This window comes from Cryobacterium frigoriphilum (genome assembly GCF_004403305.1).
Lineage (GTDB): Bacteria > Actinomycetota > Actinomycetes > Actinomycetales > Microbacteriaceae > Cryobacterium > Cryobacterium frigoriphilum.
The window spans coordinates 1-22,785 of the sequence record NZ_SOHE01000044.1 but is presented as its reverse complement, the minus strand read 5'-3'; the positions used below and the strand labels follow the sequence as shown (position 1 = coordinate 22,785).

At 68.2% G+C, this 22,785-nt stretch carries 18 protein-coding genes; 5 read left to right on the top strand and 13 right to left on the bottom strand.

Features of this window, described 5'->3' with window-relative positions:
* Positions 1-18: 18 nt before the first annotated feature.
* Positions 19-939, bottom strand: coding sequence for an NADP-dependent oxidoreductase (locus tag E3T55_RS09820; RefSeq protein ID WP_134519391.1), 921 nt, complete (start codon positions 937-939; stop codon positions 19-21).
* Between the two features lie 254 nt (positions 940-1,193).
* Here E3T55_RS09820 and E3T55_RS09815 point away from each other — a divergent pair, with 254 nt between their 5' ends.
* Complete coding sequence (locus tag E3T55_RS09815) at positions 1,194-2,189, top strand: phosphodiesterase (RefSeq protein WP_420897999.1); 996 nt, start codon at positions 1,194-1,196, stop codon at positions 2,187-2,189.
* Here the strand turns inward: E3T55_RS09815 and E3T55_RS09810 are convergent.
* The 3 genes from E3T55_RS09810 to E3T55_RS09800 all read right to left on the bottom strand — a co-directional run bounded on the left by E3T55_RS09810 (position 2,071) and on the right by E3T55_RS09800 (position 6,502).
* Positions 2,071-3,957, bottom strand: coding sequence for a stealth family protein (locus tag E3T55_RS09810; protein WP_134519389.1), 1,887 nt, complete (start codon positions 3,955-3,957; stop codon positions 2,071-2,073). The genes E3T55_RS09815 and E3T55_RS09810 overlap by 119 nt on opposite strands.
* A gap of 197 nt (positions 3,958-4,154) precedes the next feature.
* Positions 4,155-4,535 carry a DUF488 domain-containing protein gene (locus E3T55_RS09805; protein WP_134519388.1) on the bottom strand — a complete coding sequence of 127 codons (381 nt, stop codon included), beginning with the start codon at positions 4,533-4,535 and terminating at the stop codon, positions 4,155-4,157.
* Entirely contained in the window at positions 4,532-6,502 is a 1,971-nt protein-coding gene (locus E3T55_RS09800; protein ID WP_134519387.1) for a thioredoxin domain-containing protein, read from the bottom strand. Before E3T55_RS09800 ends, E3T55_RS09805 begins: the two co-directional genes overlap by 4 nt.
* A gap of 105 nt (positions 6,503-6,607) precedes the next feature.
* On the opposite strand from E3T55_RS09800, the gene E3T55_RS09795 reads away from it, so the two are divergent.
* Positions 6,608-7,759: a hypothetical protein gene (locus E3T55_RS09795; protein ID WP_134519386.1), complete on the top strand. Its 1,152-nt coding sequence runs from the start codon at positions 6,608-6,610 to the stop codon at positions 7,757-7,759.
* Positions 7,760-7,773: 14 nt separating this feature from the next.
* Positions 7,774-8,892 (top strand): hypothetical protein, encoded by a 1,119-nt coding sequence (locus E3T55_RS09790; RefSeq protein WP_134519385.1) that lies wholly within the window; start codon positions 7,774-7,776, stop codon positions 8,890-8,892.
* A gap of 47 nt (positions 8,893-8,939) precedes the next feature.
* Here E3T55_RS09790 and pnuC read toward each other — a convergent pair whose 3' ends face one another.
* The 3 genes from pnuC to E3T55_RS09775 all read right to left on the bottom strand — a co-directional run bounded on the left by pnuC (position 8,940) and on the right by E3T55_RS09775 (position 11,125).
* Positions 8,940-9,599, bottom strand: coding sequence for a nicotinamide riboside transporter PnuC (gene pnuC / locus E3T55_RS09785; protein WP_134519384.1), 660 nt, complete (start codon positions 9,597-9,599; stop codon positions 8,940-8,942).
* A gap of 232 nt (positions 9,600-9,831) precedes the next feature.
* Entirely contained in the window at positions 9,832-10,665 is an 834-nt protein-coding gene (locus tag E3T55_RS09780) for an aldo/keto reductase (protein ID WP_134519383.1), read from the bottom strand.
* Between the two features lie 88 nt (positions 10,666-10,753).
* Complete coding sequence (locus tag E3T55_RS09775; protein WP_134519382.1) at positions 10,754-11,125, bottom strand: DUF2249 domain-containing protein; 372 nt, start codon at positions 11,123-11,125, stop codon at positions 10,754-10,756.
* A gap of 108 nt (positions 11,126-11,233) precedes the next feature.
* Between E3T55_RS09775 and hrpA the strand changes: the two genes are divergently transcribed.
* Positions 11,234-15,259: an ATP-dependent RNA helicase HrpA gene (gene hrpA / locus E3T55_RS20560; RefSeq protein ID WP_198418550.1), complete on the top strand. Its 4,026-nt coding sequence runs from the start codon at positions 11,234-11,236 to the stop codon at positions 15,257-15,259.
* Between the two features lie 29 nt (positions 15,260-15,288).
* Here the strand turns inward: hrpA and E3T55_RS09760 are convergent, their stop codons facing one another.
* Positions 15,289-16,206: an ABC transporter substrate-binding protein gene (locus E3T55_RS09760; protein WP_134519380.1), complete on the bottom strand. Its 918-nt coding sequence runs from the start codon at positions 16,204-16,206 to the stop codon at positions 15,289-15,291.
* A 194-nt stretch (positions 16,207-16,400) separates the two neighbouring features.
* Between E3T55_RS09760 and E3T55_RS09755 the strand changes: the two genes are divergently transcribed.
* Entirely contained in the window at positions 16,401-17,726 is a 1,326-nt protein-coding gene (locus E3T55_RS09755; RefSeq protein WP_134519379.1) for a M20/M25/M40 family metallo-hydrolase, read from the top strand.
* Positions 17,727-17,815: 89 nt separating this feature from the next.
* Here E3T55_RS09755 and E3T55_RS09750 read toward each other — a convergent pair whose 3' ends face one another.
* The 5 genes from E3T55_RS09750 to E3T55_RS09730 form a co-directional block, all read right to left on the bottom strand.
* Positions 17,816-18,568, bottom strand: a complete 753-nt coding sequence (locus E3T55_RS09750; RefSeq protein ID WP_134519493.1) for an amino acid ABC transporter ATP-binding protein — start codon at positions 18,566-18,568, stop codon at positions 17,816-17,818.
* A gap of 62 nt (positions 18,569-18,630) precedes the next feature.
* Entirely contained in the window at positions 18,631-19,686 is a 1,056-nt protein-coding gene (locus E3T55_RS09745) for an amino acid ABC transporter permease (protein WP_134519378.1), read from the bottom strand.
* A gap of 3 nt (positions 19,687-19,689) precedes the next feature.
* Positions 19,690-20,580, bottom strand: a complete 891-nt coding sequence (locus E3T55_RS09740; RefSeq protein ID WP_134519377.1) for an ABC transporter substrate-binding protein — start codon at positions 20,578-20,580, stop codon at positions 19,690-19,692.
* A gap of 264 nt (positions 20,581-20,844) precedes the next feature.
* Complete coding sequence (locus E3T55_RS09735) at positions 20,845-21,864, bottom strand: iron-siderophore ABC transporter substrate-binding protein (protein WP_134519376.1); 1,020 nt, start codon at positions 21,862-21,864, stop codon at positions 20,845-20,847.
* A gap of 56 nt (positions 21,865-21,920) precedes the next feature.
* Entirely contained in the window at positions 21,921-22,742 is an 822-nt protein-coding gene (locus E3T55_RS09730; protein WP_338145125.1) for an ABC transporter ATP-binding protein, read from the bottom strand.
* Positions 22,743-22,785: the final 43 nt, after the last annotated feature.

Below are 22,785 nucleotides of genomic sequence, written 5' to 3'. Positions count from 1 at the left end.
ACACCGGCCCGACGTGGATCAGGGATTGACGGCGAGCACGATCTTGCCGCGCGCGTGTCCGGCCATCAGGTGCTCGTAGGCTTCGCGCACCCGTTCGAGCGGGAACACGCTGTCGATTGGCAAGACCACGACACCGCGGGCAATGAGATCGGCCAGTTCCGCGAGGTCACCGGGGTGGGCTTCGACCCCGCCGACGCCGGTGATGCCCATATCGGCTCGGTGACCGCGGGCCGCGATGGTGTTGATGCGTGGCCCGGCAACGCCCAGCTTGAGGGCGACATCGATCGTGATCGGGCCGCTGTTATCGAGGGCCGCGGTGTATTTCGGGGCCGCCTGCCGCAGTCGGGCGAGCAGGCCCTCGCCGTAGGCCACCGGGATGATGCCGAGTTCGCGCAGAAACTCGTGGTTGGCCTCGCTTGCGGTGCCGACCACGGTCGCTCCGGCGCGCAGGGCGAGCTGAGCGGCCAGCACGCCCACCCCGCCGGCCGCGGCGCTCACGAGTACCGTGTCGGCGGGGGTCAGGGCGAGTGAACGCACACTGGCCCACGCCGTGCGGCCGGCGATGTCGAGCCCTCCGGCCTGCTCGAAGGGCAGCGCGGCGGGTTTACGGATGATCCGGCTCGCGTCGACGACGACCCAGTCGGCCTGGGCGTGCATCCGCTTGCCGCCGAGCACCGCGTCGCCGACCGCGAAGCCGGTAACGCCCGAGCCGATCTCGTCGATGACCCCGGAGAAGTCGTTGCCGTTGCCACACGGCGGCACGGCGTTGTAGGTTGCGGCGGCCGGGCCACCCTTGAAGATCTTCCAGTCGACCGGATTCAGACCCGCAACGTGCACGCGCACCCTCACCTCACCGCGTGCCGCCTGGGGCTGCTCATCGTGTTCGATGCGCAGCACTCGTGGACCACCAAATTCGTCGATGCGTACGTAGCGTGCCATAGCGCCAGCCTAGGACTTTCCACAGGGGCTTCGGGCGATAGGATTTTCGTCACCCTCACCGGGGTCTATATCGATATCGATGCAAACGGATGCAAACCCGCACTAATGTGCAATAGTTGCGTGGCGTACATGCGTTGTTCAAGATCATCTGATCGAATGGACTGTGTCATGAAAGCGCGTAGTAGTGAAGTCCGTAGTACCGAGAGTGCGTGCACCAGTTGCGCACCTCCGAACGAATGGAAAGCTCCGTGATCATTCGAACGGCCGAGTATCCCCGGCCGGACCATTTTCTACTACACCTGAGCGATACGCACCTTCTTGCCGGAGGCAATCGCCTCTACGGCAGCGTGGACGTTGAGGCACATCTGGCCGAACTCTTCGCCGAGGTGGAAGCATCCGGTGCCCGCCCCGAGGCGATCGTCTTCACCGGAGATCTCGCCGACAAGGGCGAACCCGGGGCCTACGACCTGCTGCGCCGCATGGTCGAACCGATCGCCGAACGTCTGGGAGCCAAGGTCATCTGGGTGATGGGCAACCACGACGACCGAGCCGCGTTCCGCGCAGCGCTGCTGCCGCCGCACACCGGCAACGACCCCATCGACCCGAGCAGCCCGATCGATCAGGTCTACGAGATCAACGGTCTGCGCGTGATCACGCTCGACACCTCGGTTCCCGGCCACCACTACGGCGCGATTTCGGACCGCCAGTTGCTGTGGCTGGCCCGTGAACTCAGCACCCCGGCCCCGGACGGCACCATCCTCGCCCTGCACCACCCACCGGTACCGAGCGTTCTCGACCTCGCCGTCGCCGTGGAACTGCGCGATCAGGACCGCCTGGCGCAGGTGCTGCGGGGAACGGATGTGCGCAGCATCCTTGCGGGGCACCTGCACTACTCGTCGTTCTCGACCTTCGCCGGCATCCCGGTGTCGGTCGCGTCAGCGACGTGCTACACCCAAGACCTCAACGTTCCCGTCGGCGGAACCCTCGGCCGTGACGGGGCCCGGGCGTTCAACCTCGTGCACGTCTACGCGGGAACCGTGCTGCACTCGGTGGTGCCTCTCGGTACCTTCCCGTCGCTTGACTACATTGATGCCGCCGAAACGGCCCGGCGCCTCGCCGCGTCGGGCATCGTCATCGAACCTTCGGCAGAGCTTCCGTCGGGGGCAGTGCGGGCGCAAAGCCGGCCGTCGGAAACTCTGCCTGCATTGCGAGAGCCGCCACTGACCACGCCGATCCCGGTGCTGCACTAGTCGCCACACCGGCTCGCTCCCACGGCGCCACGATCGGAAAGTAGAGTTCGAGAAACTCGGTGACGGCGGCCTGGCGTACCTCATCGGAGATCTCCGGGTTGCTGCCGTCGTTGAGGCAGAACATGTCCTGGTCTCGGCGTTTGCGCAACCGGTTCATCTGGCGCAGGGCCGCCCGCAGGGTCGTCTCCACGTACAGCGAGCGCACCTGGGTCTGAGCGACCGCGTGCCCGGTCATCAGCCCGTAGTAGTGATACAGGGAGTTGGTGACGGAGATGTCGGTCGCCGATCGAAAACGGCTGGCTGCGGTGCGCGCGAAGTCCTCGGGAAAGACGCTCTCCAGCTCGCGCATCACACTCTTGCGCATCGGCGCGGGCGTGTGCTCGAGGTGCCGGGTGGTGACCTTGCCGAACCGGCCTCGCAGCAACGCCCGGTTGACCCGCGCGGCATTCTCGAAGCCGCTGCGGGTCGGGTCGTTCTCACCGAGACCGATACGGGTGCGTGCCTCGACGAACTTGGTCACGCCACCGGGCGAGAAAAACAGCTCGGGGCCCACCGGGCGGCCGAAGAACATGTCGTCGTTGGAATATAGAAAATGCTCGGCGAGGCCGGGGATATTGTGCAGCTGGCTCTCGACGGCGTGCGAGTTGTGGGTCGGCAGCACGGTCGGGTCCGCGAAGAAGTCCTCACTGCGCATGATCGTGACCCGCGGGTGGTCGGCGAGCCAGATCGGCGCCGGCGAATCCGTGGCAATGAAGATACGGCGAATCCACGGTGCAAACATGTAGACACTGCGCAGGGCGTACTTGAGCTCGTCGATCTGCCGAAAACGCGCGTCGGAGTCGTCGCCGTCGCCGACCACGTAGTCCCGCATCCGCTTGGCGCGTTCGAGCTGGAAATCGCTCGACGAGCCGTCGACCCACGAGAAGACCAGGTCGATGTCGAACGAAACGTCACTCGCGAGGTCGTCGAACATGTTCTGCAGGGTGAGCCAGGTGCGGCCGTAGAGCTCGATGGTCGTTTCGCGGGCCTCGGAGCGGGGCAGGCGGGTGCGCATCAGCGCATTTTCGACCGGGGCGATGATCTCTTCCTCGCCGAAGCGCCACAGTTCGAACTGAAAAGCGGTCTGGGCGCCGTAGCGCAGGCGTCCGATCGGTTCGATTCGTGGGCGGTAGACGCGAAAAACGGATGCCTTCTTGTGCGTCGCGAGCACGCCATCGGCCAGCAGAAACGGCGCGGCCGGAGGGCCGTCGACGGGCTTGGCATAGAAGGGTTCGTTGGCGAACGCGGCGGCGAGCACCCGGGTGAGCTGTTTGCGACGTTTGCGGTCGACGGCGATGACGGGACGGTTGTGGTCGCCGCGAACGAGCAGAAAGTCGATGCCGGCCTTCGTCAGGGCGTCGTGCACGGCGAGCAGGTCTTTGACCATCGACTCGTGCGGGGTGAAGTGACCATTGATCAGGGCGATTTCGCCCTTGCGCACGACGAGGTCATCGCGGTCGAAACGGCGGTTGCGGGCGTCGGGTGTGACCAGGACGAGTTCGGGCGCAGGGCTGAGCGAGAGGGTCGGGATCAGGCCGGAATCGAGGCTGACCTCGTCGGTGAAGTCCTCGCCGAGGGCGGCGGATGCGACATCGTGGGCGATGTCGTACGAAAAACTGTCGGCGTCAGCAGCGCTGTCGCTGTGAGCTGTGGTGTCGGTCGTGACGGTGGGGCTGTTGGCGCGGGTTTGCGCGTCCGGCTCTGCGTTCGGACGGTCAAGTGTTGCCATGGTCCTCCTCGAAATCTGGAACACTCGATCACGAGGCAACCACACGCTATGCCCAGGGGGAGTGCGTCCGGTATCACCGGCCCAGCGCCCCGTAAACCGGGTGCGAGAGCAGCCGATGGAACGCGGTGGCGCTGAGGCCCAGTCTATCGCCCCTCCGCCCGTGCGGCGAGAGGACCGGATTGTGGCGAAGGCGGCCGCTACTCGGCCGGGTCGGCGGCGAGGTACTCGGCGAGGATGCGGGCGTGATTCACGTGCGGATCCTTCGCCCCGTAGATGAGCGTGGTGGGCACACCTCGAGCGGTGTTCTCGCGGATCAGTTCGCGCAGGTCGGTCACGGCCGCGACGGTTGCGGGCACCCCGTCGAGTTCGGCCCGGTACCGGGTGCTGAACTCGCCGAGGCGGTCGGGGTCGTGCTTCCACCAGGTGCGCAGGTCGGGTGAGGGAGCCACGTCTTTCGGCCAGCCGTCGAGGTGTGCGCCGGCCTTGCTGACGCCGCGCGGCCAGAGGCGATCGACCAGCACGCGGCATCCGTCGGTCTCGGTCGCTGCGTCGTAGGCGCGCTTGATGGTGACGGTCACTCGGTCACCGCGCTCGCGCCGATGAGGCCGGCCGGGTCGGTGACCGGCAGACGGCAGGTGAAGTCGCGGCACAGGTAGGCGGTGGGCAGCCCGTCGCGGGCGGATCGGCCCGCGAACAGCTCGAACCCGGCGTCGGCGAAGGCTCGTGCCTGGCTCTCGGTGACGGATGCGACCAGCCCGGCCGGTCGGCGGCGCACCGCCCCGAGCAGCCCGCTCGAGGTGGCGGCGGAGCCGGCGTCGGGGCTGACGATGACGAGCTGTTCGACCGGGGCCGTGAGGGCGCTCATCAGACGCAGGGACGCTCCGAACGCGAGCGGCCTGGCCGGCGCGAGGCCGGACACGAGGCCGAGAGCGGTCACGGCGGCCTCGTGGTATCGGGTCTCTGCCGTGAGCAGGTACAGCACTCGGCTGGCATCGGCCGTGGCGGTCAGGCCGGAGGGGTAGGCGCCCTCGGACGGGTCGACGGCCACGACGAGGCCCTGCCCGTGCAGCACCGGATCTGGCCCATTGGGCGCACGGAACAGGGCGGCCGAGGCGGCACCGTCCGGCTGGGCAGGGTCGCCGTGGGCAGTGTCGCCGTGGGCAATGTCGCCGTGGGCAGTGTCGGAGGGTGCCCGTAGCGTGCCGTTCACGAGGTCGCGACCGGCCAGCGCGTAGCGCACCTCCCCCGTTACCGTCGCGAGTTCGAGGAGGCCCCGTGCACACATCCCGAAGTCCTCCAGGGTGGCCTGCGCCGCGGAGGCGCGGCCGCCCACCGAGGCTCGCACGAGGGTACCGTCGGCGCGCAGGTGCTGGTCGAGCAGAAAGTCGGCGGCCACTCGGGCCGCCGCGGTGAAGGAGGGAGAGTCGAACACGAAGCCGGCGCGGGCCAGCGCTCCGATGGCGAGTCCGTTCCAGCCGGTCAAGATCTTGTCGTCGAGGGCCGGCGGCGTCTCCCCTCGGCGGGCCTCGACGTCGAGGGCGTAATAGCCGCCCTCGACTCGCTGGCCGGCCACGGTGCTCTCGGAGTCCTGCGCGCTCGCGAAACCTCCGCCCGGCAGCTGCAGCACGCCGAGCAGAAAGTCGGCGACGCCTTCGGCGACCGTGCGCGCCCACGGTTCGGCGGTGAGCGTCCAGGCCCGGGTGTACAGCTCGAGCAGTTGGGCATTGTCGTAGAGCATGCGTTCGTAGTGCGGTTCGCTCCAGTCGCGATTCACGGCGTAGCGAAAGAACCCGCCCTCAACCGCGTCGCGCAGCGGCGAGGCCCCCATTCGCTTGAGCGTGCGCAGGGCGAGCTCACGCCCGGTGGGCTCGTCAAGCAGAAACCCGAGGGCGGGCGCCACCGGAAACTTCGGGGCCCCGCCGAAACCGCCGAAGAGGTCGTCTTCGTAGGCGGTGAGCTCGGCGACCGCGCCGGCGAACGCGCCGGAATCCGGCAGCGGGTTGGCACCGGCCAGCTGCCGGCTCGATTCGGCGAGCGCGTCGGCGACCTGGGCTGCACCCTCGGTGACGGCGGCGCGGCGGGTGAGCCAGGCATCCGTCACCGCTTCGAGCACCATGCGAAACGACGGATGCCCGCCCCCGCCGGCCCCCTTCGGCGCAGCGATCGGGCGCGGCGGAAAATATGTTCCGGCGTGAAAGGCCCGGCCCTCTGGCGTGACGAACACGTTGAGCGGCCAACCGAGGCCCGTGGTGAAAGCGCTCGCCGCCGCCAGATAGCTCGCGTCGACATCGGGGTGCTCTTCGCGGTCGACCTTGATGCTGACGAAGTGGGCATTGAGATACTCGGCGAGCACCGGGTCGCTGAAACTCTCCCTGGCCATGACGTGGCACCAGTGGCAGGTGGAGTAGCCGATCGAGACGAGCACCGGCACATCGAGCTGACGGGCCGCGGCGAAGGCCTCCGGCCCCCAGGAATACCAGTCCACGGGATTGTCGGCGTGCGAGCGCAGATACGGGCTGATGGCGTCGGCGAGGCGATTGCTCATACTCCCATTCTGCCCGCCCGGATGTCACAATTTCGCATCTGTCGCCCCCTTGCGCCGCGCTCCGTCGAGCGTAGGCTGCCCGGCGTCGAGGAAAAGAAGCTGCGAATGACTCAGGACCCCCTGGCGCAGCGGCTGTGGCTGGCTGCGCAGACAGATGCCGGACTTCTCACGAGGCTGCGAGTGAACTATCGCGGTCGCTGTGACGTGCTCGACGCATTGTGGTGGCGTTTCCGACCGCTGACCCCGACCGAGTCCGGGCAGCCGGACCCGGCCGTCGATCTCGCCGAGCTGCAGGCCAGGGTGTACTCCCGTGAGGGCCTGAACGAACCCGTCATCGAGGCGTTTGATCAGCGCGCGGGCACCACGGTCAGCGCCACCGCGCATGAGCACCGACTCGCGGCGCTGCGCGCGCGGCTCACGCAGGACGCCGCAGCCCTCGACGCTCTGCTCGAACGCATGCGGGACTGGACACCCGAGCAGGCAGCCGACGAGTCGCCACCGAGGTTCAAGCCAGCCGCCGTGCTCGGAACGGCACGCGAATCCGAAACGGCACCGTACCCGGTCGAACCGACCGAGCCCCCGACACCCCCGACACCCGGTACACCCGCGGAGCTCGCGCAACTCGCACCACTCAGCCGACCGGTGTTCTTCGCCCTGGGGCTCGTGCTCGGCGTGGTCATCGGCACGGCCGGGGCGATCGGCACCCTGGGCGAGGGCGATTCGGCCGGCCAGGGTGATTCCGCGAATGCCGTCGCAAACCAGAGCGGTGGCACGGTCTCCGCCTCGAGCTCTGACGTGCTGCAGATCTTCGAGGAAGACACCGATTGGGCCGACGGCGGCCCACCAGACCTTGGCCGGGAATTCGAGCCCGACTCGATCCGCAGCGTGCTCGGACCGGCGCCGATTGGAACCGGTTACGGCGTCTACGTGGCGCAACGCGGCACCGCCGAATACTGCATCGTCGTGCAGGACGCCGACCAGAGCGGCAGCACGGCCTGCGCCACGGCCCGCACCATCGCGACCTCCGGCCTGTACCTGCACGCGCGGGTCTGGTCGCCGCCCGAACCGGCCGACAACGCCGTGCTGCTGCAGGTCTACGTGAGTTGGAGCAGCACCGGGGCGGTCATCGCCGGCAGCTCACCGCGGGATACCGGCAGTACGGGCCCGTATACCGGGTCAGCGCCCGCGCAGCAACCCGCGCTCAACCCCGTGCTCGCTCCTGACCCTCCCGGCCAGCCGGCCGATAGGGTGAGGTAACGGGCGGGGGCACAATGACGTTCGAGCGAACACAGGCGCTCTGGGATCTGCTGCAGACGGATGCGCCCCAGCTCGCCGCCGTGCGCGCCAGCTATCACGGCCCTCCCTCCGGCACCGGGGACGTGCTCGATGCCCTCTGGTGGCGGTTGCATCCGCTCACCCGCACACCCGCCGGGCTGCTCGATCCGGCCGCCGATCTGCCCGCGCTGCAGGCCCGCGTCTATGCCCGGCCCGTCGCGCAGCCCCTCGCCGAGCCGCTTGCCGAGCCGTTCAGTGCTGGCCTCGATCCGGCCACCGGCCGCACCCGGCACGCTACCGCCGCTCAACACGAGCTGTGGCAGCTTGAGCAGCGCCTGGCCGGTGACGCCGCCGCCCTCGATGCGATTCTCGAGCGGATGTCCCGGGCGGCCTCCGCGACGAGCCTTTCAACGAGCCTTTCGGGGAGCGGCGCGGCGAACGGCGCTGCGACCGACACCCTGACCGATACCGTGACCGTGGCGCCGAGCGGTGCGGGGCCGGCCGCATCCGCTGTCGTGAGCACGCAGGCGCCCGTGAACATGGTCGGGAGGTTCGCTCGGCGCCGGCGTGGCCTTGCCGTCTTCGTGCTCGGCGCGGTCGTCGGGGCGGTCTGCGCCGGACTGGCCGCGACCCTGATGCCGGAGTTCGCCGAACCATCCGCCGCCGGTCGCGGATCGAGCTCCGCAACCAACGACTCGGCCACGGCAACGGCGCTGCGCATCTTCAGCGATCCCGAGAGCTGGCCCGACGACACCCCACCGGCGCTCGGTGCCGAATATGATGCGCTGACCATACGCAGCGTGCCCGGAGCGGTGTTGCCGTCCCACGACTATGGGGTCTACGTCGCCCATCGCGTGGGCGGAGACGTCTGCATCATCGTGCAGCAGAACCACCGGAGCGTCGAAACCGCGTGCACGATGCCCGCTGTGCTGGCCGATCGGGGTCTGGGCGTGCGCGCAACGGTTGCGGCAGACACTCCGGACGCCGTGTTCGTCACCGTCGCCTGGCAACCCGACGGGTCGATCGTGGCCGAGGCGTCATCCGCGACGGAGGCGAACGTCGTGCCCTATGAGCTGCCGCAAACGGATGCGCCCCGCAACGAATTTCGCACCTGACCGCTCTCGCCGCGGCCAGGCCCGCAGGGGTTCAGGCCAGCAGGAGTTCAGGCCAGCAGGGCTGCCCGGCGACGTTGCACGCGCACCCACACCAGGAATCCGACCAGGGTGAACGCGCCGTAGAACAGGTAGAGAACCGCGGAGGCGTAGTAGCCGGCGCTGATCAGCAGCGGCACGCCGACGATGTCGACGGCGACCCAGATGAGCCAGAATTCGGTCCAGCCACGGGCCATACCGTAGGTGGCGAGCAGTGAACCGGTGAAGATCCAGGCATCCGCCCAGACCGGTTCGAAAGAACCCAGGGCACGAAAGATCGGGGTGAGCACGAGGGTGCCGGCGATGAGGCCGACGCCCAGCAGAATGCGGGCGCGGTTGCTCGCCCAGTGCGGCACGACGGCAACGTGCACCGTGGAGTTGCGGCTGCGCTGCCAGGCCACCCAGCCGAAGATCGAGACGACGATGAACATGATCTGCCGACCGGCCTGACCGAGCAGGTTGACCGGGTTCGGCGTGCCAAACACGGCACCCAGGAACACGGTGAAGAGCAGCACATTGCCGATGATGCCGACGGGCCAGGCCCACACCTTACGGCGCATCCCACCGACGGCGCTCGCGATGCCAAACACGTTGCCCACAACCTCACGCCAGAGAATCGTCTGGGTGCCGATCTGCAGCTGGGCGTCAAAAAGCCATTCAATCGGATTCACGGTGCTCGTTTCTTCGGTGCGCACCGAAATCTACCAGACCCGCCGCGCCACCCGCCCCAGCGGTCTCGGAGGGCGCGAGCCTGGTGTGCCCCCGCGTGGCGAATTCAGGAGATCTTGCCGGTGACGACGCGGCCAGGGCACTAGTCCGGCGGCCCTGACGCTGACCACCGGCGAATCTCCTGAATTCACCACCGAGCGCGGTCATCCAGGCACAAGAATGAGCGGTGGCGGGCTAGTTGACGTCGTTCGGGTGCGCGGAGACGCGGCCGGCCCGCTCGAGGGCGCTGATCATCGAGATCTGGGTGTGGGTGAGTTCGAAGTCGAAGACGTCGAAGTTCTCCGCCATGCGCTCGCGGCGGTTCGACTTGGGGAACAGGATGTTACCGGTCTGCAGGTGCCACCGGATCACGACCTGGGCCGCGGACTTGCCGTGGGCTTCGGCGGCATCCGCTACGACCTGCTCGTCGAAGAGCGGATACTTTCCCTGGCCGAGCGGGCCCCAGGCCTCGATGTTGATGCCGTGCTCGCGGGCGAAGCGCGTGACCTCGAGCTGCTGGTGGGCGGGGTGCAGCTCGATCTGGTTGACCGCGGGCACGATCTCGGTGTCTTTGATGAGCGCCTCGAGGTGCGGCACGAGAAAGTTCGAGACGCCGATGGAGCGGGCACGTCCGGATTCGCGGATCTTCTCAAGCGCCTTCCAGCTCTCGACGTAGAGGCCGTTGGCCGGTGCCGGCCAGTGGATCAGGTAGAGGTCGACGTGGTCGAGGCCGAGCTTCTCGAGGCTCTCCTCGAAGGCGTCGAATGCCGACTGGGTTCCCTGACGGTCGTTCCACAGCTTGGTGGTGATGAAGAGGTCATCGCGGGCGATCGTGGACTCGGCGAGGGCCTTGCCGACGCCCGCCTCATTGCCGTAGATCGCGGCGGTGTCGATGTGGCGGTAGCCCACCTCGAGGGCATCGGTGACGATGCGGGTGGTTTCGTCGGGGTCGACCTTGAATACGCCGAAGCCGAGCTGCGGAATCGTGTGGCCGTCGTTCAGGGTGAGGGTAGGTACCGAGTTCGTCATGCTACCCACCTTATAAGCGAGGTCGGCCCTCTGCGCGAACCCTGCACCCACCCTGACTTTTGGCTGAACGAGCCAGCGGGTCTGCTGGTCAGCGCGTCAGCTGCACGCGCACCGCGTCGGGGGTGCGGTCGAGGTAGGTGATCGTGAAGCGGCCGGGGTGGCGCTGCTCGAGCTGACCCAGCAGCGGCAGCGGGTCGTGCGGCGCGACGATCACGAGCCCGCCGCCCTCGGCGATCGCGTCGGCCGCTCCGAAGACCGAGGCGTGACGGATGGCGTGGGGCACGGTTCGCACATCGAACTCGGGGTAGTCGGCGCTGTCCTCGGCACCACAGGTGCACGCGTGGTCGGACTCGCCGCATCCGCCGGATGCGGCCGCGGGTGCCGTGCTCGCATCCTTCAGGTCGAAGTGGGGGCGGTCAGCGATGATGGCCGCGTCTGTGGCGGCAGTGTTGGTGTCCATGCCGTCCACGCTAATCCCGTCTCAGCCCCAATGCACGCATTAACACCGTTTTTATCCTTTTAATTCGCGAGAGGCGGCGGGGAACCGGGAAAGTACGATGGAACAGTCATGACTACCGCACCCCAGATCACTTTTCCGGCCGAGCTTCCGGTCAGCCAGAGCCGGCACGAGATTGCCAAGGCCATTCGCGACCACCAGGTTGTGATCGTGGCGGGCGCCACCGGCTCCGGCAAGACCACCCAGCTGCCGAAGATCTGCCTCGAACTCGGCCGCGAAAACATCGGTCACACCCAGCCGCGCCGCCTCGCCGCGCGCACCATCGCCGAGCGCATCGCCGAAGAACTCGGCGAAGAGGTCGGCGAGACCGTCGGCTACCAGGTGCGCTTCACCGACCGGGTCGGCGCCAACACCCGCATCAAGCTCATGACCGACGGCATCCTGCTCAACGAGATGCACCGCGACCGGATGCTGCGCAAGTACGACACCATCATCATCGACGAGGCCCACGAACGCAGCCTCAACATCGACTTTCTGCTCGGGTACCTGCGCCAGCTGCTGCCGCAGCGCCCCGACCTCAAGCTCATCATCACCTCCGCAACCATCGACCCGGCGAGTTTCGCGGCGCACTTCGCCGACGCCGACGGCGTGCCGGCCCCGGTGATCGAGGTTTCCGGGCGCACCTACCCCGTCGAGGTGCGCTACCGGCCCCTGGTCGCCGAACCCGGCATCGACGATGACGACGACACGACGGATGCCGCGCCCTCCGTCGACCGCGACTACATCGAGGGCATCACCACGGCCCTGGACGAACTCGAGCGCGAATCCAACGGTGACGTGCTCGTCTTTCTGAGTGGTGAGACCGAGATTCGCGACGCCGCCGACGCCCTGCAGGGCAAGTACGCCTCGTCGCAGAGCCGCAACCCGACCGAGGTGCTGCCGCTCTACGGCCGGCTCTCGGCCGCCGACCAGCACAAGGTGTTCCAGACCTCGACGATTGCCGGGGTGCGGCGGCGCATCGTGCTCGCCACCAACGTGGCCGAGACCAGCCTGACCGTGCCCGGCATCCGCTACGTGATCGACGCCGGCACGGCCCGCATCAGCCGCTACAGCGTGCGTTCGAAGGTGCAGCGGCTGCCGATCGAGGCGATCTCGCAGGCCTCCGCCAACCAGCGCAGCGGCCGAAGCGGCCGAACGAGCGACGGCATCGCCATCCGGCTGTATTCCGAGGAGGACTTCTCGCGTCGGCCGGATTACACCGAGCCTGAGATCCTGCGCACCAACCTCGCCGCCGTCATTCTGCAGATGATCTCACTCGGCCTCGGCGATATCGCGTCCTTCCCGTTCCTGACTCCGCCGGACTCCCGCAACATCAAGGACGGCCTCGACCTGCTGGCCGAGCTCGGTGCCGTACATCCGGGCGCGCTCGGCACCGGCTCGAAGCTGACCCGCATCGGGCAGCAGCTCGCCCAGTTGCCGATCGATCCGCGCTTCGGCCGCATGGTGATCGAGTCCAAGACCCAGGGCACGAGCCGTGAGGTGATGGCGATCGTCGCCGGCCTGACCATTCAGGACCCACGCGAGCGCCCGCTCGAGCGACGCGGCCAGGCCGACCAGCTGCACGCCCGGTTCGTCGACCCGACGAGTGATTTTCTCAGCCTGCTCAACCTCTGGAACTATCTCGAAAAGCAGCAGGGCGAACTCGGCTCGAGCGCGTTCCGACGGCTGTGCAAGAACGAATACCTCAACTATCTGCGGGTGCGTGAGTGGCAAGACGTGCTGCGCCAGCTGCGCCAGATGGCCAAACCGCTCGGCCTGCACCTCGGCGAACCCAGCGTCAACCCCGACGGTGTGCACCGCTCGCTGCTCGCCGGCCTGCTGAGCCACATCGGCCTGAAAGACATGGCCAAGAAAGACTATGTCGGCGCCCGGCAGCAGCGCTTCGTGCTGTTCCCCGGCTCGGCCCTGGCCAAGAAGCAGCCGTCGGCGGTGATGAGCGCCGAACTCGTCGAGACCAGCCGCCTGTTCGCCCGCATGAACGCCGTCGTCGACCCGGCCTGGGCCGAACCACTCGCCGGCGACCTCTGCAAGCGCAGCTACTCCGAACCGCACTGGGAGATGAAGCAGGGCGCCGCCGTCGTCTACGAACGGGTCACCCTCTACGGCGTGCCGATCGTCGCCCGCCGCCGCGTGCAGTTCTCCCGCATCGACCCCGCCTACGCCCGCGAACTGTTCATTCGCCACGCCCTCGTCGAGGGTGAGTGGGACCGCGCCTCCGTGATCGGCGGGCGTTCGGGTATACCGGATGCCGCACCCGACCGGGGCGGCAGCGGCCCCTCCCGCAATGAGCGCGTCGCGATCAGTGCCGACGGCGGTGGCTCGACCCGCGGCCGCGGATCAGGATCGGATTCCGGCAGCGCGGCCCGCGGCGGTCGCCCCGGCCAGATCGCCGATCCCGGCATGTGGGCCTTCGAGCGCGCCAACGCGCAGCTGCGCGAGGAACTCGCCCAGCTCGAGGAACGTACCAGGCGCCGCGATATTCTCGTCGACGACGAGGCCGTGTTCGAGTTCTACCAGCACCGCATTCCGCCGGAGGTCTGCTCCACCAAGAGCTTCGAGGGCTGGTGGCGCAAGGCGCGGCTCGAGACGCCCGACCTGCTCACCATGACCGCCGACGCGCTCGTCGACGAGGACACCCCCGAGATCGACGAGGGCGTCTTTCCGCCGAGCTGGCAGCAGGGTGACCAGCGCCTCTCGCTCGGCTACAAGTTCGAGCCCGGCGCCGAGGACGACGGCGTGACCGTGCAGGTTCCCCTCGCGCTGCTCGCCCGGTTGTCACCGCACGGCTTCGACTGGCAGGTGCCGGGACTGCGCGCCGAACTGGTCACGGCGCTGATCAAGTCGCTGCCGAAGAACATCCGCCGCAACGTCGTTCCGGCCGGGGACTGGGCGGCCCGGCTGCTCGCCGAGCTGCCGCCCCAGCCGGGCATCATTCAGACTCAGCCAGCCGACGTTCCGGACCAGTCCTTCACCGCGACCCTCGCGGCACTAATTCAGAAGCTGACCTACGTGCCCGTCACCGCGGTCGACTTCGAACTCGATCGAGTGCCCTCGCACCTGCGGCCCACCTTTGTGGTCTCCGACGAGCGCGGCCGCACGGTCGCCACCGGCAAGGAACTCACCGAACTGCAGCGCCGACTGGCGCCGCGGGCGCGTGAAAGCGTGGCGAAGGCATCCGCCCAGATTCCGACCAATGCGATCGAGCGCGGCGGCATCACCACCTGGGATCTCGGCGAACTCCCCCGCTTTCTCGACACCAAGATTCGGGGCAGCCAGGGCGAGAACACCATTCGCGGCTACCCGACCCTCGTCGACGAGGGCACGTCGGTCGCGATTCGCATGATGAGCACCGAGGCCGAACAGGCCCGCGCGCTGCCGCGGGGCGTGCGCCGGCTGCTGCTGCTCGCCACGCCGAGCCCCGCCGCGTACGTGCAGCAGCACCTCACCGGCACCGAGAAGCTCAGCCTCGCCACCAGCCCGTACAAGAACACCGCGGCCCTGTTCGAGGACTGCCTCGCGGCATCCGTCGACGACGTGCTGTTCCGGGTTCGCCCCGACGGCCAGATCTTCATGAAGGCAGAGTTCGACACGATCCGCGACCGGGTGTCGGGCGTCGTGATGGACTCCATGTTCGAGACCGTCGGGCTCGTCGCCCGCATTCTCGCAGCGGCCCGCATCGCCGACAAGGAGCTCAAGGGCGCCACGAGCATGGCCCTGCTGCCGGCGATCAGCGACGCGCGCGGCCAGCTCGCCGGGCTGATCTACCCCGGCTTCGTCTCGTCGACCGGGCTGGCCCAGCTGCGACACCTGCCGCGCTACCTCGGCGGCATCAGCGCACGCATCCCCAAGCTCGTCGACAATCCGGGCCGCGACCGGGTCTGGATGAACGAGGCCCAGGCCGCGACGGCCCGTTTCGAGACCGCGGGCGGCACGATGCCCCTGCAGACGGATGCCGCGCCGCACCTCGTGCGCGCCCGCTGGATGATCGAGGAGCTGCGCATCAGCCTGTTCGCTCAGGAGCTGAAGGCCGCCGAGAGCGTCTCGCTGCAGCGCATCCAGAAGGTGCTCGCCGTCTAGCCTCGGCGCGGCATCCGTTCGGCTCGGGGCTACTCGGTGGCGGTGGCGCCCGCGTTGATCGTGGCCGCGGTCACCTGGCCGCCGGCCACGTTCCAGTCCTCGAGGATCGCCGCGTAGGTGCCATCGTCGACGAGCGACTGCACGGCGGCCTGAACGGCCTCGCGCAGGTCGGATTCCTTGCCGACGGCGATGCCGTAGGGGGCCACGCTGAAGGTCTCACCCGCCGTGATCAAGGCTCCGTCGAGCTGGCCGATACCGTAGAGAATGACGGGTGAGGCCGCCGTCACGGCGTCGGCCTGGCCGATGGCCACCGCGTTTGTGGCCGCATCCTGGGTGTCGAATCGCAGCAGCGTGATCGGCTCCGCACCGGCCGCAACGCAGGCGTCGATCTTGGCCGGCATTTCCACGGTGTCCTGGTACGTCGTCTGCTGCACGGCGACCGTGAGGCCACAGGCGTTGTCCGGGTCGACAGTCGTTCCGGCGGGCGCCGCCCACTGGGTGCCGGCGATGTAGTAATTCACGAAGTCGACCTGCTCTTCACGTTCGACGGTGTCGAGGAAGGAGGACATACCGATGTCCACCTTGCCGCCCTTGACGCTCGGGATGATGTTGTCGAACTTCGCGACCTGAAATTTCGGGGTCAGGTCGAGCCGCGCGGCAATCGCCGTGGCGATGTCGATGCCCCAGCCGATGGGGTTGCCGGCTTCATCCTTGAACTCGTTCGGCGCGTAGCTCGCATCGGTTCCCACCTTGAGGGTTCCGGCCTCGACCAGGGCGGCCGGCAACAGCGCGATCGCGGCAGCATCCTTTCCCGCCGTCGACGCGAGCGACGATCCGCTTGCGGCCTCGGTGTCTCCGGTCGCTGCGGGCGCAGAGTTGTCCACGCAGCCGGTCAGCAGCAGGGCGAGGGTGCCGGCGAGGGCGGGAATGAGCAGGCGAGCGCGCATGGTTTCCTTCGATTCTGGTTCGCCGGCCGGTGACCGGCGAAGTCGTGGAGCCTCGGGCATGCTTCTGCCCGCGACCCGGCGAATGCGGGCGGCCCCTCGGGAGTGAGCCTATTGCACGGTCATCACCGATTTTGGGCGGGTGGATTACGTTCTGAATAAGCTTGACCATGCACGCTGCACGGTAGCGTGAGGCTATGGTCTCTCCCTCGCATGACACCGCCGCTTCCGTTGAGCTCGAGCTCACGGCACAGATCGCTCGTGACCTGATTCGCTTCGATACCTCCAATTACGGTCAGGGGCGTTCGAACGGTGAGACGGATGCCGCCGAATACGTGGCCGCGCGGCTGCGCGACCTCGGTCTGGCGCCCGAACTCGTCGACGCCGCCCCCGGCCGCACGAGTGTCGTGGCCAGGGTACCGGGCCGCAATCCCGACGCCGCCGCGCTCGTGGTGCACGGACACCTCGACGTGGTGCCGGCCGACCCCGCGAACTGGTCGGTCGACCCGTTCGCCGGGGTCGTGCGTGACGGCATGCTCTGGGGCCGCGGCGCCGTCGACATGAAGAACATGAACGCCATGATCCTCGCCGCCGTCGGCGACATCGTGCGGGCCGGCGGTGCCCCGCAACGCGACCTCGTGCTCGCGTTCTTCGCCGACGAGGAGGCCGGCGGCGTCTACGGCTCCCGCCACCTTGTTCAGAATCGCCCCGAGCTCTTCGCGGGGGCGACGGAAGCCCTGAGCGAGGTCGGCGGCTATTCCATCACCGTCGGCGGCCAGCGCGCCTACCTGCTGCAGACCGGGGAGAAATCGCTCCTCTGGGTCAGGCTCACTGCCCACGGCGATGCCGGGCATGGCTCACGCCTGCACCCGGCCAACGCCGTCACCCGACTGGCAGAGGCCGTCGTGGCTGTGGGGCGACACGAGTGGCCGATCCGACTGACCGACACGGCGACCGAGCTGCTCGCCGAACTCGCCCGTCTGCTCGACGTGGACCCTGCTCGGGTCGGCCCCGACGAGCTTGCCCTCGCCACCGGCACCGCGTCCGGCTTCATCCAGGCCAGCCTGCGCACGACGACGAACCCGACGGGCCTGTCGGCCGGGTACAAGCACAACGTGATCCCCGACACGGCCACCGCGCTCGTAGACATCCGCTGCCTGCCCGGCGAAGAGGACGGAGTGCTCGCCGAACTGGCCGACCTCGTCGGACCCGACATTGATATCGAGACCCTGCACCGAGACCACGGCCTGGAGACCGGGTTTCGCGGGCCGTTCGTCGAGGCGGCCATCGGCGCCCTCGGTCGGCACGATCCGGGCGCGCCCGTGCTGCCGTACATGTTCTCGGGCGGCACTGACAATTCGGCTCTCGCAGCGCTCGGCATCACCGGTTACGGCTTCGCGCCGCTGCGGCTGCCGGCCGATTTCGACTTTCCGTCGATGTTCCACGGTGTCGACGAGCGCGTGCCGCTCGAGGCCCTCGGTTTCGGCCGCCGGGTGCTCGCGGACCTGCTCACCACCTACTAGCCCGCCGCACGTCTCGCGAGTGAGCAGTGTGTGCGCTTCCCGAGCGTGGGAAGCGCAGACAATGCTCACTCGCGGCGCGGGAACGAGTCTTAGAGCACCTTGGAGAGAAACGCCTGGGTGCGGCCGTGCTGCGGGTTGCTCAGCACCGCATCGGGGTGGCCGGACTCGACGACGACGCCGGCGTCCATGAAGACGAGCGAGTCGGCGACCTCGCGGGCGAAACCCATCTCGTGGGTGACCACGATCATGGTCATGCCCGAGGCGGCGAGACCCTGCATCACGTCGAGCACCTCGCCGACCAGCTCGGGGTCGAGCGCGCTCGTCGGCTCGTCGAAGAGCATGAGCTTGGGTTCCATCGCCAGGGCCCGGGCGATGGCGACGCGCTGCTGCTGCCCGCCCGACAGGTGCGCGGGGTAGTAGTCGGCCCGGTCGGCGAGCCCGACGCGGGCGAGCAGCTCGCGGGCGCTCTTCTCGACCTGCGCCTTCGGCAGGCCCTTCACCCGCTGCGGCGCCTCCATAATGTTGGCCAGCGCCGTCATGTGCGGAAACAGGTTGAAGCGCTGGAACACCATGCCGATGTCGCGGCGCTGCCGGGCGGCCTCCCGTGGCGCGAGCTCGTAGAGCTTGCCGTTGGCCTCGCGGTAGCCCACAAGGTCGCCGTCGACGCTGAGGCGACCGGCGGACACCACCTCGAGGTGGTTGATGCAGCGCAAGAAGGTGGACTTGCCCGAACCGCTCGGTCCGACCAGGCACATGACCTCGCCGCGCTTGACCTCGAGGCTGATGCTCTTGAGTACCTCGTTGGATCCGAAACTCTTCGACACCATCTCCGCGAGCACCATGGGCACCTGTTTTGCAGTCGAAGCGGATGCCGCCGCGCGGCTGTTCTGATCGGTTGCGTCGGTCATCGCACGCCTCCCTCGGGGCTGGTGGGATCATCCGCTGCTTCAGGGGCAGCAGGCGGAACGGGAAGCACGACGGTCGCCTGGCCGCCGCCGATCGTCGGGATCAGCCCGGTGACGGTTCCGGTCGCCGCTCCCGTGAGCCCGTCGGCCTTGCGGTCGGGGCGGCGGTCGCCGACTCCGCGGGCGAAGCGCTTCTCGAGAAAGTACTGCCCAACCATGAGAATCGAGGTGAAGAACAGATACCAGATCGACGCGACCACGAGCATCGGAATGACGTTGAAGGTCTCGGCGGAGATGTCACGCGACCGCGTGAAGAGGTCGAAGCTGAACGGCACCGCGGTCACGAGCGAGGTGGTCTTGAGCATAGAAATGACCTCGTTGCCGGTCGGCGGGATCACAACCCGCATCGCCTGCGGAATGATGATGCGGCGCATGGTCTGCGCCCAGCTCATGCCGAGCGCGGTCGCCGCTTCGTCCTGGCCCTTGTCGACCGAGAGCAGCCCGGCGCGCACGATTTCGGCCAAGTAGGCGGCTTCGTTGAGGGCCAGCCCGATCACGGCGAGCGCGAAGGTGCTCAGCACGGCATCGGTTTCGAAGACGAGCCAGGGTTCGGTGAAGGGAATACCCACACTGATGTCCTGGTAGATGATCGAGATCAGTCCCCAGAAGACCAGCTGCACGTAGACCGGGGTACCGCGGAAAACCCACAGGTAGAACCAGGCGAGGCTCTTCACGACCGGGTTCGGCGAGAGGCGCATGACCGCGAGGATCACGCCGAGTACGATCGCGATCACCATCGAGTACACGGTGAGCTGCAGGGTGACGAACGCGGCCATGGAGATGCGCTGGTCAAAGACGTATTTGCCGACCGAGGGCCAGTCGAAGGCCGGGCGGGCGGCAGCGTCGAGAATGAACACCACGAAGAGCAGCACGAGCAGGGTGGCGAAAACCATCCGCCCGGGGTGACGAAGCCGAATCGCCTTGATCGCGGCCGCGCGTGCCGGTTCGGGCAGCGCCTGGGGCGCGGCCGGTCGATTCGGTTTCGTCGAGCTCATCGGTTAGCCGACCGCCAATTCGTTGATCGTGATGGTGGAGATACCGCCGTCGGCGACACCCCATTCGTTCAGGATGTCGTCGTAGGTGCCGTCATCGACGAGGGACTGCAGGGCTGCCTGCACGGCCTCGGCCATGCCGTTGCCCTTGGCGAGAGCGATGCCGTAGGGGGTGACGTCGAAGGTCTCCCCGGCGGCCTGCAGGTCGCCGTCGTTCTGGCTGATGGCGTAGAAGGTCACGGGCGAGTCGGCGCTGAGGGCGTCGGCCTGACCGAGAACGACGGCGTTGGTCGCGAGGTCCTGGGTGTCGAACTGCAGTTTCTCGATCGGCTCGAGGCCGGCGGCGACGCAGGCGTCGCTCTTGGCGGGCACCTCGTCGGTGTCCTGCACGGTCGTCGCCTGCACGGCGACACGCAGGCCGCACGCGTTGTCGGGGTCGACATCCGTGCCCGTGGCGGAGGCCCACTGGATGCCGGACTCGTAGTAGTTCACGAAGTCGACCTGCTCCATGCGGGCGGCGTTGACGGTGAAGGAGGACTCGCCGATATTGATTTTCTCGCCGACGATGCTCGGGATGATGTTGTCGAACTTGGAGATTTGAAAGTCGGGGTCGAGGCCGAGCTTGCCGGCGATCGCGGTCGCGAGGTCGATGCCCCAGCCGATCGGCGCTCCGGCGGAGTCCTTGTACTCATTCGGCGGGTAGGCCGCGTCGGTTCCGATCGACAGCGTGCCCGACGCGGCCACATCGGCCGGCAGCAGGGCGACGGCCGCGTCATCGGCGGTCACCGAGCTGGCGGCGCCCGACGTTTCGGGGGCCGGCGTGGAGTTGTCGACGCAGCCGGTGAGCAGCAGGGCTGCCACGGCGCCGAGCGCCGGGAGTACGAAACGAGCGCGCATAGCAATGACCTTTTTCGTGGGGTTGGGCTTCTTCGCAAGGAACGGTGCGCAAACGTTCCGAGGGAACGCCGCAGGGTGTGAGCCTAATACACCGGGACACCTCTTCGGGGACGCTCCGCGGCGAGGCAGCGACCCGAACGAAGATTGTGCTGCCGCAATCGGGCCGCACGCGCAAGCGCGCCCCAAACGGGTGGGCGCTACGGCGGTTACCGTAGCGCTCACCCGTTTGGGGCGCGGGTCTGCACGAAGCCGAGTCGTGCCGGGCTACTCGGCGTCGGCCGCGAGTGCCGCGGTCGACAGCAGCGCGACATAGTCGTCGAGGCCCCACAGCAGCGACAGTGCGTTCGGCGGCGAGACCGAGGCGGTGAACGCCGCTCCGACCGGGGAGGCGACCGCGCCGCTCGCGACCTGCGGCAGCACCTGGGCGTAGCCGGCGGTCAGGAACGCGTCGGCCATCTGCTGCGTGGTTCCGAAGTTCACGAGCACGTCGCTCGTGAGCTTGTCGAGTTCTTCGTAGCTCAGCGTGTACGAGAAGGCGGCCGGGTCGGGGCCAAGCTCAGTGACGCTCGGGGCGTTCTCAAAGCCGAGGTCGAGGGTGAAGTCGACCCGCGGGTCGGCGGCCGTATAGACGTAAAAGGTGTCGGTCGTATCGGCCGTCATGGCGATGGTCTTGCCGGCGAATTCGGGGTGAGCTGCGGCCTGCTCGGCGAGTTCGGTGTCGATGTCGGCGAGCACGGTCTCAGCCTCGGCGCTCTTGCCGAGCGCGGTTCCGGTGATTTCGATCAGCTCGCGCCAGTCGGTACCCCAGGGCTCGCCCGGGTAGGCGACGACGGGAGCGATTTCGCTCAGCAGGTCGTACTGGTCTTCGGTGATACCGGAGTAGGCGGCGAGAATCACGTCGGGCGCGGCCGCGGCGATGTCCTCGTAGGGCGGCTCCTCCGAGGCGGGCAGCATGATCGGCAGCTCGGCGCTCATCTCGTCGAGGGCCTCGCCGATCCAGGGCAGCACGCCGTCGTCGTCGCCGCCGTAGCTCTGCACGGGCATCGCGACCGGCACGACGCCGAGGGCGATCGTGTTGTCGGCGCTCCCCCAGCCCCAGGTCGCCACCCGGGTGGGCTGGGCGTCGAGGGTCGTCTCGCCGAAGGCGTGCTCGATGGTGACGGGAAAGCTGCCGGAGGCGGCGGCATCCGTCGCCTCGTCGGTGTCGGCGGGCGCGCACCCGGTGAGGGTGAGCGCGAGGGCGGTCGCTGCTGCTGCGATCGCAAAGGTGAGGCGTCGTGACACGGGAGTCTCCGGTTCGTCAGGGATTTGTAAGGATAGCCTACCCTAATTTAGCGTGGTCATTCTGAGCCGGCGGATGTCGCGGCCCCGTGAAAGCGTCCGATCGGCACGACCATGGGTGAGCCACAGACGGGGTCGGCGACCACCCGGGCCGCGAGACCGAAGGCCTCGAGCACGACCGGAACGGTCAACGTCGCGGCCGGAGTCCCGGCGGCAATGATCGCGCCGGCCCGCATCACGACGAGGTGGTCGGCGTAGCGGGCGGCGAGATTGAGGTCGTGCAGCACCATGACGACGGTCGTGCCGCGCGTGCGGTTGAGTTCGAGCAGCAGGTCGAGCACCTCGATCTGGTGGGTCACGTCGAGAAATGTCGTGGGTTCGTCGAGCAGCAGAATGTCCGGCTGCTGGGCGAGCGCCATCGCGATCCAGACTCGCTGGCGCTGACCTCCAGACAGTTCTTCGAGGCGGCGAGCGGCCAGCGGCAGGGTCGCCGTCGCGGCCATCGCCTCGGTGACGATGGCGTCGTCGGTGCTCGACCACTGCCGAAACCAGCCCTGGTGCGGGTAGCGACCCCGCGAGACGAGGTCGGCGACGGTGATGCCCTCCGGCGCGACGGGCTGCTGCGGCAGCAGTCCGACGACGGTGGCGACCTTTTTGCTCGGCAGGGCGGCGATGTCGCGCCCATCGAGGGTAACGACGCCGGCCTGCGGCTTGAGCAGCCGGGCCAGGCCGCGCAACAGCGTCGACTTGCCGCTCGCGTTGGCGCCGACGATCACGGTGACGGCGCCGGCGAGCACGTCAAGACTGAGCGCGTCGACTATGGTCATGCCGTCGTAGCCGAGCGAGAGGTTCTCGGCGCGCAGTTCGTGGGCGGCCGCCAGAGCGGCGGGCGGCAGAGCGGCGGGCGCGGCGGCGGGCGCGGCG

What these genes read in the sequence shown, in the direction of transcription:
- E3T55_RS09820 (WP_134519391.1), bottom strand. Translation starts at nt 939, where the DNA reads ATGGCACGCTACGTACGCATCGACGAATTTGGTGGTCCACGAGTGCTG.
- E3T55_RS09810 (WP_134519389.1), bottom strand. Translation starts at nt 3,957, where the DNA reads ATGGCAACACTTGACCGTCCGAACGCAGAGCCGGACGCGCAAACCCGC.
- E3T55_RS09800 (WP_134519387.1), bottom strand. Translation starts at nt 6,502, where the DNA reads ATGAGCAATCGCCTCGCCGACGCCATCAGCCCGTATCTGCGCTCGCAC.
- E3T55_RS09795 (WP_134519386.1), top strand. Translation starts at nt 6,608, where the DNA reads ATGACTCAGGACCCCCTGGCGCAGCGGCTGTGGCTGGCTGCGCAGACA.
- E3T55_RS09790 (WP_134519385.1), top strand. Translation starts at nt 7,774, where the DNA reads ATGACGTTCGAGCGAACACAGGCGCTCTGGGATCTGCTGCAGACGGAT.
- E3T55_RS09780 (WP_134519383.1), bottom strand. Translation starts at nt 10,665, where the DNA reads ATGACGAACTCGGTACCTACCCTCACCCTGAACGACGGCCACACGATT.
- E3T55_RS09775 (WP_134519382.1), bottom strand. Translation starts at nt 11,125, where the DNA reads ATGGACACCAACACTGCCGCCACAGACGCGGCCATCATCGCTGACCGC.
- hrpA (WP_198418550.1), top strand. Translation starts at nt 11,234, where the DNA reads ATGACTACCGCACCCCAGATCACTTTTCCGGCCGAGCTTCCGGTCAGC.
- E3T55_RS09760 (WP_134519380.1), bottom strand. Translation starts at nt 16,206, where the DNA reads ATGCGCGCTCGCCTGCTCATTCCCGCCCTCGCCGGCACCCTCGCCCTG.
- E3T55_RS09755 (WP_134519379.1), top strand. Translation starts at nt 16,401, where the DNA reads ATGGTCTCTCCCTCGCATGACACCGCCGCTTCCGTTGAGCTCGAGCTC.
- E3T55_RS09750 (WP_134519493.1), bottom strand. Translation starts at nt 18,568, where the DNA reads ATGGTGCTCGCGGAGATGGTGTCGAAGAGTTTCGGATCCAACGAGGTA.
- E3T55_RS09745 (WP_134519378.1), bottom strand. Translation starts at nt 19,686, where the DNA reads ATGAGCTCGACGAAACCGAATCGACCGGCCGCGCCCCAGGCGCTGCCC.
- E3T55_RS09740 (WP_134519377.1), bottom strand. Translation starts at nt 20,580, where the DNA reads ATGCGCGCTCGTTTCGTACTCCCGGCGCTCGGCGCCGTGGCAGCCCTG.